Source organism: Micromonospora sp. NPDC047756, from assembly GCF_055587245.1.
The window spans coordinates 712973-730475 of the sequence record NZ_JBVJGQ010000002.1; the positions used below are offsets into that span (position 1 = coordinate 712973).

Below are 17503 nucleotides of genomic sequence, written 5' to 3' on the forward strand. Positions count from 1 at the left end.
GATTCCGCCGCCGGGGTGGCCCCAGCCACCCGACATTCACCCCGAACCCGACAAAACACCCAAGTCGCCGCCGCAGTAAAGCCCGACATGGCGGTCAGCGCGGCATGATCCACTCGGTTTCCCGGAAGTCGCGGTATTCCGCTGCCCAGGATGCCCCGACTTCACGGAACCCGAGTGGATCATGCTTCCGTGCACCGTTCGTGTGCCGGACGGGGGTTGACGGCGGGGCGGCGGGTCGTGTGGTCGGCCTTGATCGCGGTCACCGCGTGGGTGATGTCGGCCTAGACGGGGGTGCGTGTAATATCGGGCCTGGTTGAGGTCACCGTGTGGTGCGGTCGGGCCTGGTTGAGGTCACCGTGTGGTGCGGTCGGGTCTAGTTGAGGTCACCGTGTGGTGCGGTCGGGTCTGGTTGGGGTTGCCGCCGGGTGCAATCGGGGCCTGCTCGGGTTACCGAGCGTTTGGCTCGGCTGGTCGAGGTTGCCGGAGGGGGCGGTCGGGTTGCCATGTCGTGTGACGCGGCCTGGCCCAGCTGGGCGCAGCGCGAACCCGGTGCAAGATCATGCTTGATCCAGGAAGCAGGGCCTTCCTTGTGCCACGAGACCACTACATCAAGGATCGAGCACGACCTTGCGAACGTGCGCAGGGTGCCGGAAAGGACGTGGCCCCCGGCATCGTGCGCACCGACATCCACGCCGACTCCGGGGCTCGATCCCCGACCTGAACGCGGTCGCGGAAGAAGAGCTGCAGTTCGCGAATCGCCCCGCCAGCGTCGTCGATCATGGAGTTGTGGTGGGTGACAATTCCCTTCTTCGTGACCAAACCGGGCACCACAACTCCATGATCGACGCTGGCGGGGGCGGGGGCGGGGGCGGGGACGGGGACGGGGACGGGGGCAGGGGCAGGGACGGGGGCAGGGGCAGGGACGGGACGCGCGGGGTGGCACGTGTGGGGCGGCACTCGCGGTGGTTCTGACGTGCGGGTGGGGCAGCCCGAACGTGTCGGACTGCCCCACCCGGGAGCGCGAAGATGAAATCAGAACCCGAGGACGCTCCGGCCGCCGACGACCGGCAGTCGTAGTTCGCTGTCGTTCGGGGCGACCCGCAGTTCGGTGCCGCCCAGCGGCAACAACGTGTACTCCTGGTCGCTGGAGAAGACGACGACGCCGATCCGGTGTCCCGCCGGGAAGATGTAGTCCTTCGGCTCCATGGTCCACCGGTAGTCGTACAGCTTGCCCTGCTTGACCGGCGCGGTCCGGGCGGCGCTGACGCGGTTCTGCGGGTCCATCCAACCTCGCGTCACCACGGTCGGGGCGTCGGTCGACCCGGCCGGGCCGTAGTCGACCAGGTACGCGGTGAGGTTCGCGTCCGGCTTGTTGTCGATCGCCATCCGCAACCGCATCTCCGGACGCCCCGAGATGCGCACGCTCTGCGTCAGCTCGGGAGAGCGGTAGGCGAGTCGGTTGGCGCTGGCGGTGTCCGGGTTGGACACCAGGGTGTCCGGGTGGATGGTCCGGCCCTCGTCGACGAAGCTCTGCTCCACTCTGGCCTTCGGCGGCTTGCCGGTGGTGAGCGTGCCGGGTGCGGTGGCGTCGGTGGCGGCGAAGCGCAGCCCGACCTCCCGCGCCGCCGGGTCGGGCCAGTTGGCGTACGTGGTGTAGGCGCGGTCCTCGCGCTGGAGCACCGCCGTCGGCTCGTCCATGATGCCGTTGCGCACGTTCCACAGCCAGAAGTCGAACCAGCGGTTCTCGGTCTGCTTGTACGTCCATGTCTGCCCACCGGGCAGGGTCACCGACGCGTTGCTGCCCGGGCCACCGTGGCCGCCCTGGTGCAGCCAGATCTTGCGGGGGACGTCGCGCTTGGCGAGCTGGTCCCACCAGCCGGCGAAGTGCTCGGTCTTCACGTTCCAGTCGTTGAGGCCGTGCACGACGAAGACGCTGGCCTTGACGTCGCGGGCGTCGAGGTAGTCGCGATCCTGCCAGAACGTCGAGTAGTCGCCGGTGACCCGGTCCTGCTTCGCGGTGATGTCCGCGAGCTCGTCGGCGCAGGGCCCCTCGGCGCGCGCCTGCCCGGCGGTGTACTGGGCCAGGATGTCGAGGTCCTCGCCCTGGAACGTGCCGGGCGCGACCACCAGGCCGTTGGCCCGGTAGTAGTCGTACCAGCTGCTGATCGCGGAGACCGGGACGATGGTCTTGAGCCCCTTGACGCCGGTGGTGGCCACCTGGTTGGGCAGGGTGCCGTTGTAGGAGACGCCGGTCATGCCGACCGCGCCGGTGCTCCAGCCGGCGGTGACCGGGGCGCCGTTGGCGTCGTACCCCTTGGCCCGGCCGTTGAGCCAGTCGATGACCGCCTTGGTGCCGAGCGTCTCGGCCTGGTCGCCGCTGGTCGGGCAGCCGTCGGAGTCGCCGGTGCCGACGCTCTGGCCGAGCACCACCGCGTACCCGCGGGGTACGTAGTAGTCGTCCAGCGAGCCGGGCAGGTTGGCCTTCGCCTGGGCCCGCTGCGCGCCGGCGTCGAGGGCACGACGCCCGTTGCGGTCGGTGAGGCCGTTCTGCGGCAGGTCGTCGACCAGCACGCTCGGGTACGGCACATCACCCCAGGTGCCCTTGCGGTACGGGCTGTGCTCGAAGATGACGGGCACCTTGAAGCCGGTGGTGGCGGTCTCCCCGGGTCGGGAGATGTCGATCGCGACCCGGTCGGGCCGACCGTCGTGGTCGGTGTCCACCGTGGTCTGGACGAACACCCGCTCCTCGATCGCGTCGGCGAGCGAGAACACCGGTTGGGTCATGCCGTCGCTGACCACGATGCCGGTGGGCGTGGTGGCGGCGGGCGGTGCAGCCGTTGCGGTGGAGGCTGCGCTGAGCACCAGAGCGCCGGAAACGCCGACGCTCAGGAGTGCCAGATGACGGGGTCGACGCATGCGCGTCTCCCTTCGGTTGGGCTGGTTGCCGGGGGTCGGCAGGGGCCAATCTCGAAGATCCATTCGTGGTCATGCTAGGTCCGCCGCGGCGTTCCGTCGATCCCGTCGGCTGTCCACCGTGGTCGGTCAGGGAGTCGGTGGCGTCACCGCGATGATCAGGTGGGCGCGCTGGTCGCTGGCGTTGCGGTAGAGGTGCGCGAGGCGCGAGTCGAAGGTGACCGACTCGCCGGCGGTGAGGGTGTACGGCTCGCCGCCGATCTCGGCGACGACAGCGCCGCTGATGACGATCGCGCATTCGGTCGACGGGTGCGCCCACGGTTCGGCGGAGCTGGCGTCGCCGGGCGCGAGGTGGGCCTGGAGCACCTCCAGGTCGCCGCGGCCGGGGGTGAGCCGTTCGTAGGTGATCTGGCCGGGTGGCGCGGCCAGCCGGGTGCGGGCGCCGACGCGGCTGACGTGCACCGGTGGGGCCTCGGGCTCGGAGAACAGCTCGGCGATCGAGGTGTCGAAGACCTGGGCCAGCTTGCGCAGAGTGGAGAGGCTGGGGTCGGTGGCGCCGTTCTCGATCTGGCTGAGCAGAGCGGGGGACACGTCGGCGGCTGTGGCGAGCTGACGCAGCGTGAGGGTGTGCTGCTGACGCAGGTCGCGGAGTCGGTCACCGAGCATGTGTCCTCGTTCCGAAAACAGTGTGGCTGAATCTTGATTGACCCGACTATACGGGTCTGTTTAGTATCGCTGAACAACAGGCGGCAACGTTCGACACCACTAGACAAGGCCGCGTCAAGACGAACCGGACGACGTCCCCGTCCGGCCTACATCCAACCCGAGACGACGCCTCCCGAGAACCCCGCGACGATCTCCCGCCGCTTCCGCCGGTGGTCTGGTCGCCCGAGGCGTCGACGCCCCGCGGTTCCCGCACGGCGGGCCGCGCGATACGAAGGTAGGAACAGCATGTCGGTGTCTCCCCGCCGGCTCCTCGCCGGAGCGTCCGCTCTGGCGACGCTGGCCGTCCTCTCCGTCAGCGCCTGTAGCGCCGGCGGCAGTGGTGGAAACGCGAACGGCACGGCCAAGACCCTCACCGTGAACACCTCGTTCGTGCTCAAGACCCTCGACCCCGGCCGGGTCTACGAGGCAACCGGTCTGACCGCCGTGCACGCCCTCTACGACACCCTGCTCACCTTCGAGGGTTCGGATGTGGGTAAGCCGGTCCCCGCGCTGGCCGAGTCGTACCAGGTGTCGCCCGACGCCACGACGTTCACCTTCAAGCTGCGCCAGGGCGTGACGTTCGCCGACGGCAGCCCGCTCACCGCCGACGACGTCGTCTTCTCGCTCAATCGGCTGAAGAACATCAAGGGCAGCCCTGCGGTCACCGTCAGCGGCCTGACCGTGACCAAGACCGACGACAGTACGGTCGTGGTCGCCTCGGCCACCCCCGACCCGAACATCCCGGTGGTGCTGTCGATGCCGTCGACAGCGGTGCTCAACGCCAAGGTCGCCAAGGAGCACGGCGCCCGTGACGGCGCCGACGCCGCCCAGGGCGACACCGCGCAGCAGTACCTGGACACCAACTCCGTCGGCAGCGGCCCGTACGTGCTGAAGTCCTACGACCCCTCGTCGCAGGTGGTGCTGGAGGCCAACCCGAAGTACTGGGGCGCGAAGCCGCAGTTCTCCCGGGTCGTGCTGCGCAACATGGATGTGCAGACCCAGAAGCTGACCATGCAACGCGCCGAGGCCGCCGAGATATCCCTGGACATCTCCGGCAAGCTCCTCGACGGACTGCCGGGCAGCCTGCAGACCTCCGGCGTGCAGGACACCGTCTACTTCCTCTTCCTCAACGCCGACCCGGCCGTCTCGGCGGTCACCTCGAACCCGAAGTTCAACCAGGCCCTGCGCGCCGCCATCGACTACCAGGGAATCGCCGCTCTGTACGGCAAGGGCGCCGCCCCGGGCGCCGGGCTGGTCGCGCCCGCCTTCCCCGGCGCGCTGCCGGCCGGCGAGGAGTCCAAGCGGGACGTGGCCAAGGCCAAGGCGCTGCTCACTGAGGCCGGCCTGACGAACCCGACGGTCAAGTTCACCTACCCGGCCATCACCTACAAGGGTGTGGATCTCGGCACGGTGGCCACCAAGGTGCAGGGCGACGCCGCCGAGGCCGGCATCAAGCTGGAACTCAACCCGCAGCCGCTGACCACGTTCCTCGACGAGATGCGCGGCGGAAAGTCTCCGCTCGGGTTCACCCCGCAGAGCCTGAACTACCCGGTCGCCGATTCACTGATCAACAACATGGCACCGGGCCAGGCGACCGCGCTGCGCTCCGGCTGGACTGTCGAGCGGGCCGACCCGGCCGTGGTGGCCGCCGGCAGGAAGGTCACCGAGACCCTCGACCTGGCCGGCCGGGCCACCGCGATGCAGGAGTGGCAGCGGCTGATGAACGCGTCCTCGCCGTACCTCGTGCTGGCCAGCAACTCCTCCATCGTCGTGGCGACCGCGGACCTGACCGGGGCGGACTACACCGCTGCCGGCTGGCAGGTGGACGTCGCCGCGGTCGGGCGCAAGTAGTCGGCGACGACATGACGACAGTCCACAACGGTGAGCCGGGCGCGGTCGCCACGACCGCGTCCCGGCCCCGGGGTGCGCACCCGCTGCTGACCTTCCTGGCCAAGCGGGTGGCGGTCACTGCCGGCCTGCTGCTCGGCGTCACCGTGGTGACGTTCGGTCTGGTCAACGTGGTCCCCGGTGACCCGGTCACCGCCAACCTCTCCGACCAGGCGCTCAACGACCCCGCCGCGGTGGCCGCCTTCCGCGAGAAGTGGGGCCTGGACCAGCCGCTCTGGGCCCAGTACCTGCACTACCTGGGCAACCTGCTGCACGGCGACCTGGGCCACTCCCAGCAGACCGGACGGGCCGTCCTGGACGACCTGCTGCACTACGTGCCGGCGACCCTGGAGCTGGCCCTCCCGAGCATGGTGCTGGCGCTGCTCATCGGCACCGGGGTCGGCATGCTGGCGGCGGTCCGCAACGGCCGGTTCACCGACCAGCTCGTTCGGATCGGCGCCCTGCTCGGGCTCTCCACCCCGCCGTTCTGGCTGTCCCTGGTCGTGCTCTACGTCTTCTTCTACCAACTCGGCCTGGCCCCCAGCGGCGGGCGACTGTCCACCGACTTCAGCCCGCCGCCCACCGTCACCGGCATGTACACGGTCGACGGGGCGCTGGCCGGGCAGTGGGACGTCGCCTGGGACGCCGCCCAGCACCTGTCCCTGCCGGTGCTCGTGCTGACCTCGCTGACGGTGGCGATGCTGGTCCGCTTCGTCCGCTCGGCGATGCTGGAGGTGCTCCAGCAGGACTACATCCGGGCCGCGTACGCCAAGGGCCTGCCGACCCGGGTGGTGCTGCGCCGGCATCTGCTGCGTGCCGGCCTCGTTCCGGTGGTCACCGTCTCCGGCCTGGCGTTCGCCTCGCTGCTGTCCGGGACGGTGCTCGTCGAGAGCATCTTTGGCTGGCCCGGCGTCGGCCAGTACGCGTACCGCAGCGCCACGGCGCTGGACCTGCCCGCGATCCTCGGCGTCAGCCTCTTCGTGGCGCTGGTCTACACGTTTGTCAACCTGACCGTCGACCTGCTGTACGGGCTCATCGATCCGAGGATCCGGCTGTCATGACGACACGTGCAGACCCGAAGGCGGAGCGGGCCCTGAGCCGACGCCGCTGGCTCGGCCGGCTGCGCGGCGGCTCGACGAGCCGACCGGTGTGGCGTCAGCCGATCACCGTGGCGGCGTTGACCATCCTCGGTGGATGGCTGCTGCTGGCGTTGCTGGCCGACGTTCTCGCACCGTACGACCCGCTGGCGCAGAGCCCCGTCACGTACGCGTCGCCGTCCGGGGCGCACTGGTTCGGCACCGACTCGCTCGGCCGCGACATCCTCAGCCGGGTCATCCACGGCGCCCGCCTGTCCATCCCGCTGGCCCTGGCCATCGTCTCGCTGGCCCTGCTGGTCGGCGGGCTGCTCGGGCTGGTCGCCGGATACGTCGGCCGGTTCGTCGACGAGGCGCTGATGCGCCTGACCGACCTGGTGTTCGCGTTCCCGCAGATCATCCTGGCCATGGCGGTGACGGCGGCGTTCGGCCCGAACACCCGCAACGCCGTGCTGGCCCTGGTGATCGTCTCCTGGCCGGTCTACGCCCGGGTCATCCGCAGCGCCGTGCTCAGCATGCGCGGCGACGACTATCTCAACGCCGCCCGCCTGCTCGGCGTCGGGCCGATCCGGGCGTTGCGCCGCGACGTGCTGCCCAACAGCATCGGCCCGGCCATCGTGCTGGCCACCCTGGAGCTGGGCAACGCGGTGCTGCTGCTCGCCGCCCTGTCGTTCCTCGGTCTGGGTCCGCGCCCGCCGGCCGCCGAGTGGGGCTCGATGGTGGCCCTCGGCGCGCAGGACCTGTCGATGTGGTGGGTCAGCGTGTTCCCCGGCCTCGCCATCCTCACCGTGGTGATGGCCTTCAACGTGCTCGGCGACACGTTGCGCGACCGGCTGGACCCCCGCTACTCGAAGGGACGCTGAGGTGGCACCGCTGCTCGACGTCGACTCCCTGGCCGTCACCCTGCCCTCACCGCGTGGCGCGCTGCCGATCCTGCACGACGTGTCGTTGACCGTCGACGAGGGTGAGCTGGTGGGCATCGCGGGGGAGAGCGGCTGCGGCAAGAGCCTCACCGCGCAGACCCTGCTCGGGCTGCTGCCCCCGGGGGCGGCGGTCACCGGCTCGGCCCGGTACGCCGGAACCGAACTGCTCGGGCTGGACGCCCGGGGCTGGCAGCGGATCCGTGGCGCGGGAATCGCCATGGTGTTCCAGGACCCGAGCGCGGCCCTGCACCCGATGCTCACCGTGGGCCGGCAGCTCACCGAGCACATGCGGGTGCACCTGCGGATGGACCGTCGCGCTGCCGGCCGCCGCGCGGTGGAGCTGCTCGACCAGGTCCGCATCCCGGACCCGGAGCGGGCGCTGCGCGCGTACCCGCACCAGTTCTCCGGCGGGATGCGGCAGCGGGTGGCGATCGCCATCGCGCTGGCCGCCCGGCCCCGGCTGCTGATCGCCGACGAACCGACGACCGCGCTCGACGTCACGGTGCAGGCCGGCATCCTGGCCCTGCTGGAACGGCTGCGCGCCGAGACCGGGCTGGCCGTCGCGTTCATCACCCACGACCTCGGGGTGCTCAGCGCCCTCACCACCCGTGGCTACATCTTCTACGCCGGGCGGGTCGTCGAGACCGGCCCGACCGGCAGCCTGCTCACCGCCCCCACCCACCCGTACACTGCCGCGCTGCTCGGGGCCCGACCGCACGGCACCCAGCACGGCGGGACGTTGCGGCCCATCCCGGGCGCCCCGCCGGCACCCGGCGAGGCACCGCCGGGGTGCCCGTTCCAACCCCGCTGCGGGTACGCCGAACCGTCCTGCGGTGTGGCCCCGCCCCCGCTCACCCCCGCCGGAGCCGACCGGTCGGTGGCCTGCGTGGTCCGTCCGCACCTGGAGGTGGCCGCGTGAACACCACAGCGCCCGCGCGACTGTCCTTCACCGACGTGGAGGTCGAGTACCGCTCCCGAGGGCGGGGCCGGGTTCGGGCCGTCGCCGGGGTCAGCCTGGAGGTGTCCCCCGGCCAGATCGTCGGCCTGGTCGGCGAGTCCGGGTGCGGAAAGTCCACACTCGCCCGCGTCGCGGTCGGGCTCAGCGCGCCGAGCGCCGGCACCGTCGAGTACGCCGGCCGACCGGTCACCCCGCTGGGCTGGCGGCCCCGCTCCGGTGCCGAGGTCGGCCTGCAGATGGTCTTCCAGAACCCGTACGCCTCGCTGAACCCCCGGCGCACCATCGGCTCTCAACTCCTCGACGGCGTGCCGGCGGCGGTCACCGGGTCGGCCCGCCGAGCCCGGGTGCACGAGCTGCTCGAACGGGTGGCCATGCCGAGCAGCGCCGCCCAGCGGTATCCGCACCAGTTCTCCGGCGGTCAACGGCAGCGCCTGGCGATCGCCCGCGCGCTCGCCCCGGAACCCCGCATGATCATCGCAGACGAGCCGGTCACCGCGCTGGACGCCTCGTCCCAGGCGCAGGTGGTCAACCTGCTCGTCGGGCTGGTCCGCGACCTCGACATGGGCATGCTGTTCATCTCCCACGACCTGGCACTGGTGCACGAGATCGCCGACGTGACCGCCGTGATGTACCTGGGCCGGATCGTCGAGGTCGCACCCACCCGCGAGCTGTGGAGCGAGCCCCGACACCCGTACACCCGGGCGCTGATCGACGCGGTGCCGCAGATCGGGCCTACCGCACGCCTGCCCGCCATCCTCGCCGGAGAGGTGCCCGACCCGGCCCACGCGCCCACCGGGTGCCGTTTCCGGCCCCGCTGTCCGCACGCGTTCGCGCCCTGCGGCGAGCAGCCGCCCACCGTCGACCTGGGCGGCCGCAGCGTCGCCTGCTGGCTCACCGACCCTGCCACGGCCCCGACCGCCGCGCGCTCACTCTGAGGACGCCCCATGCGCATGCCCACCGAACAGGTCCTGGTCAACCTCGCCCTCTACGACGGTGTCCAGGACGCCCTCCAACCGGACCGCGGCATCTGGATCGACGCCGACGGGATGATCCGCGCCGTCGGTCAGGTCGACGACGTTCTCGCCGAGGCCGGCGCGGCCCGGGTGGTCGACCTGGGCGGCGAACACGTCATGCCGGGTCTGACCAACATGCACGTCCACCTCTCACTGGGGTTGCCCGGCCACCTCGCCGACAGCGTGCACAACTCCAACCTGGCCGAGCTGGTGCTGCTGATGGCCGACTCGGCCCGGCGTACCCTGCACTCCGGTGTCACCACCGCCCGCCTGGTCGGGGAGAGCCGCTACGCCGACTTCGCCCTGCGTCGGGGGATCGAGGCCGGTGCGGTCGACGGCCCGCGCATCTTCACCGCGGGGCACGCGCTCTGCTGCACGGGTGGGCACGGCTGGGACGCCGACGCCCTGGAGGCCGACGGCGCGGACGGGTTCCGGCGGGCCACCCGCGAACAGCTCCGCGCCGGCGCCGACCTGATCAAGGTCTGCATCTCCGGCGGGATCGCCGGCCAGCACGAGGCGATCGACACCCCGCAGCTGCTCGACGACGAGATGGCCGCGGTCATCCGCGTCGCACACGACTGGGGGCGCAAGGTCACCGCGCACGCCGGCCCGGCCGACTCGGTCCGCCGCGCCGTCGAGCTGGGCCTCGACTGCGTCGAGCACGGGTACGAGCTGACCGACGACGTCACTCGGCTGATGGCCGAGCGGGGTGTCTGGTATGTGCCGACGATCGTGGTGAGCCGCTGCGAGCAGTTCTTCCGCGACTCCGGGGTGCCCGGCTGGCTGATGGACCGCGCCCTCGCGGCTGGCCCACGACACTGGGAGAGCCTGCAGCACGCGATCCGCAACGGCGTGCCGATCGCACTGGGCAGCGACATGCCCCCGCACGCCGGCTACGACGAGACCACCGCGACCGTCCGTGAACTGGAGTTCATGGTGGACGCGGGGATGCCGGTAGCGGACGCGCTCAAGGCCGCCACCACCCGCCCCGCGCAGTGGCTGGGTCGTGCCGACACCCTCGGCACCGTCGAGGCCGGGCGGCACGCCGACCTGCTGGTGCTGCGCGACGACCCGACCCGCTCGGTCTCCGCGTTGCGCACCCTGCACGCGGTGATGAAGGGCGGGGTGGCCTACCGCGACGACAACGGCCGGTTCGGCGTGCCGCGATGAGCAGCATCACCCAGGTCGCCGACGGGTACCTCGACGCGCTCGCCGAGCTGGACCCGCAGGCGGCCGAGGCGGTGGGGCGTATCCCCGGGTCGCACGTCCCGGATCTCTCCCCTGAGGGGTTCGACGCCCGCGCCGAGCTGGCCCGGCGCACCGCGACGGCCGCCGCGGCGGCGACCACGCACGACCCCGGTGAGCGGTCCCTGGCCGGGGCGCTGCGTGATCGGCTGGCCAGTGAGATCGACCTGTACGACGCGGGCTTCACCACCCGGCTGCTCGCCCCACTGGCCACGCCGGTGCACCTGCTGCGGCAGCTCTTCGACAATCTGCCCCGGCGCACCGAGGACGACTGGGCGGTGCTCGCCGACCACCTGCACCAGGTGCCCGACGCCCTCGACCGGTACGCCGCGACGCTGCGCCGGTCGGCGCGGCAGGGACACCTGGTCGCCCGCCGTCAGGTGCTCGTGGTCGCCGACCAGTGCGCCTCCTGGGTCACCGCCGACTTCTACGGGCGGTTGGTCGACGGCTGCCCCGACGGCCCGCTCGCCGTTCGGCTGCGTCGGGGCGCGCGGCTGGCGACCGCCGCCACCGCCGGGTTCGCCGCGTTCCTCCGAGCCGAGCTGGCACCCGGCGCTTCCGAGGTGGACGGTGTGGGTGGTGACCTGTACCGGGTCACCGCCCGCAGTTTCCTCGGCGCGACGGTCGACCTCGACGAGGTGTACGAGTACGGCTGGGCGGAGTTGACCCGCACCGCCGCCGAGCTGCGGACCGCCGCGGGCGAACTGGGCCACCAGCGGGTGGCTGCCGCGCGGGCGGCCCTGGACGCCGACCCGGCTGGTCGGGTGGCGGTCGGGCCCGCTCTGGAGGAGTGGCTGCGCCAGCGCACCGAGGAGCTGACCGACGCGCTCGACGGCATCCACTTCGACATCCCGGCCGCCACCCGCCGGGTGGTGTGCCGGATCAGCCCTGCCACGTCCGGGGTCATGTACTACACGCCCCCCGACCCGGCCTTGATGCGTCCCGGCGCGATCTGGTGGTCGGTGCCCACCGGCGAGTCGACGGTGCCGGTGTGGCGGCACGTCGGGACGCTCTGCCACGAGGGGCTGCCCGGCCACCACCTCCAGCACGCGCTCACCCTCACCACCGCCGACCTGCACCCGTGGCAGCGCACCCTCTGCCAGGTGCACGGGTACGCCGAGGGATGGGCGCACTACGCCGAGCGCCTCGCCGACGAGTTCGGCCTGTACGCCGACCCGGCCGAGCGTCTCGGCATGCTCGACGGTCAGCTGTGGCGGGCCGCCCGCGTGGTCATCGACCTGGGTCTGCACCTCGGGCTGCCGATCCCGGCCGGCAACGGCTTCACCGAGGAACGCCGTTGGACGCCTTCTCTCGCGGTGGACGTTCTCACCCGTGTCGTCGGGCTGGACGCCGAGACCGCGCGCTTCGAGGTGGACCGGTATCTCGGCTGGCCGGCGCAGGCGCTGGCCTTCAAGGTCGGCGCGCGGCTGTGGCAGCAGGCCCGCCGGGACGCCGAGCGGCGCGAGGGTACGGCCTTCGACCGGAAACGCTTCCACCACACCGCGTTGGCGCTGGGACCGATGGGACTGGACCCGCTCCGCGCCCGCCTGGCCGACCTGCCCTGACCTCCGCACCGCCGTACCCGATCGGAAGTGACAGCCGATGAGCGATGAGCTCGCCACCACCATCACCGACCTGTACCGGTCCCTCGGCGACCGGCCGGCCTTCGACGCGCACCTGCACCCCGACCTGACGTTCTGGGAGTCTGACGCCGGCGGCCTGCTGTCCGGCCTGGGCGCGCTGGACGACCTGCGGGACCGGCGGGCGAGGCGGGCGACGGGTTCCGCGCCGATCTCGGTCGCGCCGGAACACCTGCGTGCCGACGCCTGGGGCGACACCGGCCTGGTGCGTTACGTGCTGCGGGCCCGCTTCGGCGACGCCCGGCCGGACGAGTGTTTCCGGGTGACCGACGTCCTGCGCCGCGAGGCCGGCTCCTGGCGAATCGTGCACCACCACGCGGAGGCCGTGCGATGAGCGCCGAGGAACCCACCACCGACCTGTACGACCTGCGGGTCGTGGTGGAGCGGATCGAGGGCCGCTCGGTGTGCGGCCTGAAGCCGGGCGACCACTTCGACGTGACCGAGTCGAACCGGCTGACCATCCCCGCCGGCGGGCACTTCTGCCTGTACGCGCTGGCCGCGTGCCTGCCCCTGATCCCCGCCAAGCAGCGGGAGTTGGCCGAGGGGGACTGGCTGGCCCAGGACAGCCACGTCGCCTGCCCGGATCCGGAGGAGCGCCTGATCATGCGGATCGAGCGGACCGGCCGCCGGCAGATTCCCACCGGGGAGCTGACGTGAGCGAAGGGCTGGTCGGCATCGGCCTGCAGTCCGACAAGTCCGCCGACGAGTACGCGGAGTTGGCCGAGTTGACCGAGCGGCACGGGTTCGACGTGCTGTCGGTCTTCGGTGATCTGATGTACCAACCGCCGATCTTCCCGCTGCTGGTGGCGGCCCGGCACACCAGCCGGATCCGCCTGGGCGTGGCGTGCCTCAACCCGTTCACCCTGCACCCGGTGGAGGTCGCCGGTCAGGTGGCCGCACTGGATCTCGCCTCGCACGGCCGGGCCTACCTCGGGCTGGCCCGGGGCACCTGGCTCGACGAGATCGGCGTGCCGCAGATCCGGCCCATCCGGCGCATCGTCGAGACGGTCGCTGTCGTCCGGCTACTGCTCGCCGGGGACGACAGCGGTTTCCAGGGCAGCGAGTTCACCGTCGCGCCGGGCACGTCGCTGCGGTACACCCCGGCCCGTGCCGACGTGCCGGTCCTGGTCGGTACGTGGGGGCGGCAGACCGCGCGGGCGGCGGCCGGTTTCGCCGACGAGGTCAAGGTCGGCGGGTCGGCGAACCCGGCGATGGCCCGGCTGATGCGGGGCTGGCTCGACGACGCGACCGCACCCGACCGCGACCGGACGGGTGTGGTGCTCGGGGCGGTGACGGTGGTCGACGAGGACGGTGTCGTGGCCCGGCGGGTGGCCCGCCGGGAGGTGGCCATGTACCTGGCGGTGGTCGCCGCCCACGACCCGACGATCGGGGTGGACCCGGAGTTGCTGGCCCGGATCCAGCAGCACGTCGGTCGTCGGGAGGACGACCTCGCCGGGGCGCTGATCGGCGACGACCTGCTCGACCTGTTCGCCTTCTCCGGCACACCCGAGCACGTGGCCTCGCAGGCCGCGGCGGTGCTCGACGCCGGGGCGAGCCGGGTGGAGTTCGGCACCCCGCACGGGTTGACGCCGCACGGCGGGATCGACCTGCTCGGCCGGCGGGTGCTCCCACTGTTAAGAGCGTGAAAACCTCCTCGTCGAAGGCTCCCCGAAGATCGTTGACCTGCATATGATCTTGCAGAAAGTCGCCCGATGAGGCACTTTCGTCCACATTAGACGAGGAGCACCATGCTCAGAAGAACGCGGTGGCTGATGGCGGTCGCCGTCACGGCCACGACGCTGACCGCCCTACCGGGCGGCTCGGCCACAGCCGGCGGCATCGACCGACCGGGCGCACCCGCCGCCTCGACCGACGGCAGGACGCACACCGTCACCCTGCTGACCGGCGACGTGGTGACCGTTCGCACCAACGGCTCGGGCTGCCCGCAGGCCACGATCCGGCCGGTCGACGAGAACGCGGTCATCAACCAGAGCTGCGGCCCCGACGGTCACCTGCACGTCGTCCCCGCCCGCGTCGCGTCCCAGATCGGCTCGGTCCTCGACCCCGACCTGTTCGACGTCACCACGCTGATCGCCGACGGGTACGACGACGACAACTCCGCCGAGCTGCCGCTCATCGTGCAGCCCGCCACCGCGTCCGCCCGCGTCGCCGCGCTCGGTGACGTGCTGCCGTTGCCCAGCATCGGTGCGGTCGCCGGCCGCGTACCCAAGAAGAGCCCGGCCACCGCGAAGCTCGCGACCAACTCGCTGCTGGCCGGGGCGAAGAAGGTCTGGCTCGACCGCAAGGTCCGCGCCACCGCCCTGCCAGCCGGCGCGAAGCCCGCCGGCCTGGACCGCAACCTGACCCAGATCGACGCGCCGGACGCCTGGAAGGCCGGCTACACCGGCAGGGGGACCACCGTCGCGGTGCTCGACACCGGCGCCGACTTCACCCACCCGGACCTGGTCGGGCGGATCGCCGACCGGGCCGACTTCACCGCCGAGGGCGGTGACGCCGTGGACCACAACGGCCACGGTACGCACGTCGCCTCCACCATCGCCGGCACCGGCGCGGCCGCACGCGGTCAGCGTCGCGGTGTCGCGCCCGACGCCAAGCTGCTGATCGGCAAGGTCCTCGACGACCGTGGCTACGGCGAGGACTCCGGCATCATCGCGGCCATGGAGTGGGCCGCCCCCCGCGCCGACGTCATCAACATGAGCCTCGGTGGCAGCGACGCCGACGACGGCAGCGACCCCCTCTCGCTCGCCGTCGACGCCCTGAGCGCGTCCACCGGCACGCTGTTCGTCATCGCGGCCGGCAACAGCGGCGCGCAGATCTCCTCGCCCGGCTCGGCGTCCAGCGCGTTGACCGTCGGGGCCGTCGACCGCGACGACAAGCTCGCCGACTTCTCCAGCCGGGGACCACTGGTCGACAGCCACGTGGCCAAGCCGGAGCTGGTCGCGCCGGGCGTCGACATCGTCGCGGCCCGGGCCGCCGGCACCAACCTCCAGGACCCGATCGACGAGCACTACGAGGCGATCAGCGGCACCTCGATGGCCAGCCCGCACGCGGCGGGCGCCGCCGCGTTGCTCGCCCAGCGTCACCCGGACTGGACCGGCCAGCAGCTCAAGGCCGCACTGGTCGGCGCGGCCGATCCGCTGACCGGCATCGACCCGTACGCCGTCGGAGCCGGCCGGCTCAACGCGGCCCGGGCCCTCGGCGGCCCGACCAGCAACCAGCCGGTGGTCAACCTCGGCACGTTCGCGTACCCGCAGTCGGGGACCAGCGAGACGAAGCTGAGCTGGACCGCTGAGTCGACGACCGTACTCGACCTCGACGTGGCAGTGGTCAACCACGACGGCCAGCCGGTACCGCGCGGCGCGGCGTCGCTGTCGACGAGCCGGGTGCCCCTCAAGCGGGGCGCGACGGGGGCGGCGACCCTGCGGATCAACCGCGCGGCGCTGGGCAGCCGGCCGGGCCTCTACCTGGCCACCGTCACCGCCCGCAGCGGCCGCAAGCCGGTCGTGACCACGCCGGTGAGTTTCTACGTCGAGCCGCCCAGCTACGACCTGACCATCCACACCAAGCCGATGCCCGGTCTGCGGGACGGCGCGGACAGCTGGATCAACGTCATGGTCGCCAACCTCACCGACCCTCTGTTGTTCTACGGCGGGGGCGGTGGCACGCCGGGGGAGACCTTCACCCTGCGGGTGCCGGCGGGCCGGTACTCGGTGCTTGGCGCGTCGATCGCCTACTACGTCGACAGCGACGTGCAGGAGAGCACCCTCACCGCGGCCGGTGACCTGGACGTGCGGGGCCCGCGGAGCGTGACCCTCGACCCGGCGCGGGCCCGGCCGGTCACGGCGACCGTCGACGGGGCGGCCACCACGACCACCCGGACCGACGTCACCACCTTCCAGACCGCGGTGAACGGCCTGCCGTGGTGGCACCAGATCAGCGGGTTCGGGGTGGCCACGGCGGTCCGCAGCGTGGCGGTCCCGAAGCCCACCATCGGATCGCGGCGCACCTGGGCGGCCGTCAACATGGATTCGCCGGCCGGCACCGCGAAGCCGTACCGCTACAACATCGTGCACGAGTACGCCGGCGGCGTGCCGGCCGACCCGTCGTTCCGGGTCACCAGGGCGGAGCAGGCCCGGCTGGCCCGCATCGACGAGACGTTCCACCAGACCGACTCACCGGAGATGTACACCACGTTCGTCCGCTTCGGCGAGACTCCCGACGGGGTGCCGGTGACCCAGACCTTCGAGGGCGTCATGCCGCCGAGCCGGACGTCGTACCTGTCACCGGAGATCGTCTGGGCCGACCAGGGTGTCTACGGCGGACTGGGGGCCATGGAGGCGCCGCGCCAGTACCGGCCGGGCAGCCAGCAGTCCAAGGTCTGGGCGCGGCAGCCGCTGCACTCCGACTGGTACGACGACCCGGCCGGCGCCGACTGGAGTTGTGCCACCCCGCCGTCGCGGACCCGCGGCAACCTGCACCTGGACATGGTGACGCTGACCGACCAGCACCAGCGGGCCGACTGCCTGCAGGGCGAGGTGATCGGCGTGAAGCGCACGCTGTCGCTGTACCGCAACGGCAAGCTCGTCGACGAGCGGTCCGGCCCGTACGGCGACTTCACCGTTGCGCAGTCGATGGCCGACTACCGGGTGACGCTCGACGTCGACACGAGTCTGATCCTGCCGATCTCCACCAAGGTCAACACCTCGTGGACGTTCCGGTCCGCCGGCCCCGACGGGACCGGGAGCGTGCCGCTGCCGCTGCTCGCTGTCGACTACGCCCTGCCGATGGACCACGACAACCACCCGGTCGACGGAACGGCCGAGCTGGCCGTCCGGCAGGCGCACGGTGTGAAGACGCAGAAGGTGACCTCGTTCCAGGTCTGGACGTCGACCGACGACGGCGCCACCTGGACGTCGGCCCGGGTCACCGGCAGCGGCGACGCCTACCAGGTCGCGCTGCCGAAGGCCACCACCGGGCAGGCAGTCTCGCTGCGGGTCAAGGCCACCGCCAACGGCGGTAGCGGAATCGACCAGACCATCATCCGGGCGTACCGCGCCGGCTGACGGTCAACATGGTGTCGGCCCGGCTCCGGCCGGGCCGACAC

13 protein-coding genes are annotated in these 17503 nt (G+C 71.9%); 11 read left to right on the top strand and 2 right to left on the bottom strand.

All coding sequences use genetic code 11. From position 1 onward, the window contains the following. Nucleotides 1-1032: 1032 nt before the first annotated feature. Nucleotides 1033-2916 carry a Xaa-Pro dipeptidyl-peptidase gene (locus ACZ6NZ_RS08270; RefSeq protein WP_465856972.1) on the bottom strand — a complete coding sequence of 628 codons (1884 nt, stop codon included), beginning with the start codon at nucleotides 2914-2916 and terminating at the stop codon, nucleotides 1033-1035. 126 nt (nucleotides 2917-3042) lie between these two features. Next, nucleotides 3043-3579, bottom strand: coding sequence for a helix-turn-helix domain-containing protein (locus ACZ6NZ_RS08275; RefSeq protein WP_465856974.1), 537 nt, complete (start codon nucleotides 3577-3579; stop codon nucleotides 3043-3045). Nucleotides 3580-3864: 285 nt separating this feature from the next. Between ACZ6NZ_RS08275 and ACZ6NZ_RS08280 the strand changes: the two genes are divergently transcribed. The 11 genes from ACZ6NZ_RS08280 to ACZ6NZ_RS08330 all read left to right on the top strand — a co-directional run bounded on the left by ACZ6NZ_RS08280 (nucleotide 3865) and on the right by ACZ6NZ_RS08330 (nucleotide 17462). Next, nucleotides 3865-5469, top strand: a complete 1605-nt coding sequence (locus tag ACZ6NZ_RS08280) for an ABC transporter substrate-binding protein (protein ID WP_465856976.1) — start codon at nucleotides 3865-3867, stop codon at nucleotides 5467-5469. Nucleotides 5470-5480: 11 nt separating this feature from the next. After that, on the top strand, nucleotides 5481-6566 hold the full coding sequence (locus ACZ6NZ_RS08285) for an ABC transporter permease (RefSeq protein WP_465856978.1): 1086 nt from the start codon (nucleotides 5481-5483) through the stop codon (nucleotides 6564-6566). Further along, nucleotides 6563-7462, top strand: coding sequence for an ABC transporter permease (locus tag ACZ6NZ_RS08290; RefSeq protein WP_465856980.1), 900 nt, complete (start codon nucleotides 6563-6565; stop codon nucleotides 7460-7462). Before ACZ6NZ_RS08285 ends, ACZ6NZ_RS08290 begins: the two co-directional genes overlap by 4 nt. Nucleotide 7463: 1 nt before the next feature. Continuing rightward, nucleotides 7464-8441, top strand: coding sequence for an ABC transporter ATP-binding protein (locus ACZ6NZ_RS08295; RefSeq protein ID WP_465856982.1), 978 nt, complete (start codon nucleotides 7464-7466; stop codon nucleotides 8439-8441). Continuing rightward, nucleotides 8438-9415 carry an ABC transporter ATP-binding protein gene (locus ACZ6NZ_RS08300; RefSeq protein WP_465856984.1) on the top strand — a complete coding sequence of 326 codons (978 nt, stop codon included), beginning with the start codon at nucleotides 8438-8440 and terminating at the stop codon, nucleotides 9413-9415. The genes ACZ6NZ_RS08295 and ACZ6NZ_RS08300 overlap by 4 nt, the downstream gene beginning before the upstream one ends. Before the next feature lie 9 nt (nucleotides 9416-9424). Continuing rightward, nucleotides 9425-10663: an amidohydrolase family protein gene (locus ACZ6NZ_RS08305; RefSeq protein WP_465856986.1), complete on the top strand. Its 1239-nt coding sequence runs from the start codon at nucleotides 9425-9427 to the stop codon at nucleotides 10661-10663. Next, nucleotides 10660-12303, top strand: coding sequence for a DUF885 domain-containing protein (locus tag ACZ6NZ_RS08310; protein WP_465856988.1), 1644 nt, complete (start codon nucleotides 10660-10662; stop codon nucleotides 12301-12303). The genes ACZ6NZ_RS08305 and ACZ6NZ_RS08310 overlap by 4 nt, the downstream gene beginning before the upstream one ends. 37 nt (nucleotides 12304-12340) lie before the next feature. Next, nucleotides 12341-12712, top strand: coding sequence for a nuclear transport factor 2 family protein (locus ACZ6NZ_RS08315; RefSeq protein WP_465856990.1), 372 nt, complete (start codon nucleotides 12341-12343; stop codon nucleotides 12710-12712). Then, nucleotides 12709-13035, top strand: a complete 327-nt coding sequence (locus tag ACZ6NZ_RS08320) for a TIGR04076 family protein (protein WP_465856992.1) — start codon at nucleotides 12709-12711, stop codon at nucleotides 13033-13035. The genes ACZ6NZ_RS08315 and ACZ6NZ_RS08320 overlap by 4 nt, the downstream gene beginning before the upstream one ends. Next, nucleotides 13032-14024 carry an LLM class flavin-dependent oxidoreductase gene (locus tag ACZ6NZ_RS08325; RefSeq protein WP_465856994.1) on the top strand — a complete coding sequence of 331 codons (993 nt, stop codon included), beginning with the start codon at nucleotides 13032-13034 and terminating at the stop codon, nucleotides 14022-14024. Before ACZ6NZ_RS08320 ends, ACZ6NZ_RS08325 begins: the two co-directional genes overlap by 4 nt. 102 nt (nucleotides 14025-14126) lie before the next feature. Continuing rightward, nucleotides 14127-17462 (top strand): S8 family serine peptidase, encoded by a 3336-nt coding sequence (locus ACZ6NZ_RS08330; protein ID WP_465856996.1) that lies wholly within the window; start codon nucleotides 14127-14129, stop codon nucleotides 17460-17462. Nucleotides 17463-17503 lie beyond the last annotated feature (41 nt).

Excerpts from the sequence above, each read along its gene's own strand:
- ACZ6NZ_RS08270 (WP_465856972.1), bottom strand. The coding sequence starts at position 2,916 with ATGCGTCGACCCCGTCATCTGGCACTCCTGAGCGTCGGCGTTTCCGGC.
- ACZ6NZ_RS08275 (WP_465856974.1), bottom strand. The coding sequence starts at position 3,579 with ATGCTCGGTGACCGACTCCGCGACCTGCGTCAGCAGCACACCCTCACG.
- ACZ6NZ_RS08280 (WP_465856976.1), top strand. The coding sequence starts at position 3,865 with ATGTCGGTGTCTCCCCGCCGGCTCCTCGCCGGAGCGTCCGCTCTGGCG.
- ACZ6NZ_RS08285 (WP_465856978.1), top strand. The coding sequence starts at position 5,481 with ATGACGACAGTCCACAACGGTGAGCCGGGCGCGGTCGCCACGACCGCG.
- ACZ6NZ_RS08290 (WP_465856980.1), top strand. The coding sequence starts at position 6,563 with ATGACGACACGTGCAGACCCGAAGGCGGAGCGGGCCCTGAGCCGACGC.
- ACZ6NZ_RS08305 (WP_465856986.1), top strand. The coding sequence starts at position 9,425 with ATGCGCATGCCCACCGAACAGGTCCTGGTCAACCTCGCCCTCTACGAC.
- ACZ6NZ_RS08310 (WP_465856988.1), top strand. The coding sequence starts at position 10,660 with ATGAGCAGCATCACCCAGGTCGCCGACGGGTACCTCGACGCGCTCGCC.
- ACZ6NZ_RS08315 (WP_465856990.1), top strand. The coding sequence starts at position 12,341 with ATGAGCGATGAGCTCGCCACCACCATCACCGACCTGTACCGGTCCCTC.
- ACZ6NZ_RS08320 (WP_465856992.1), top strand. The coding sequence starts at position 12,709 with ATGAGCGCCGAGGAACCCACCACCGACCTGTACGACCTGCGGGTCGTG.
- ACZ6NZ_RS08330 (WP_465856996.1), top strand. The coding sequence starts at position 14,127 with ATGCTCAGAAGAACGCGGTGGCTGATGGCGGTCGCCGTCACGGCCACG.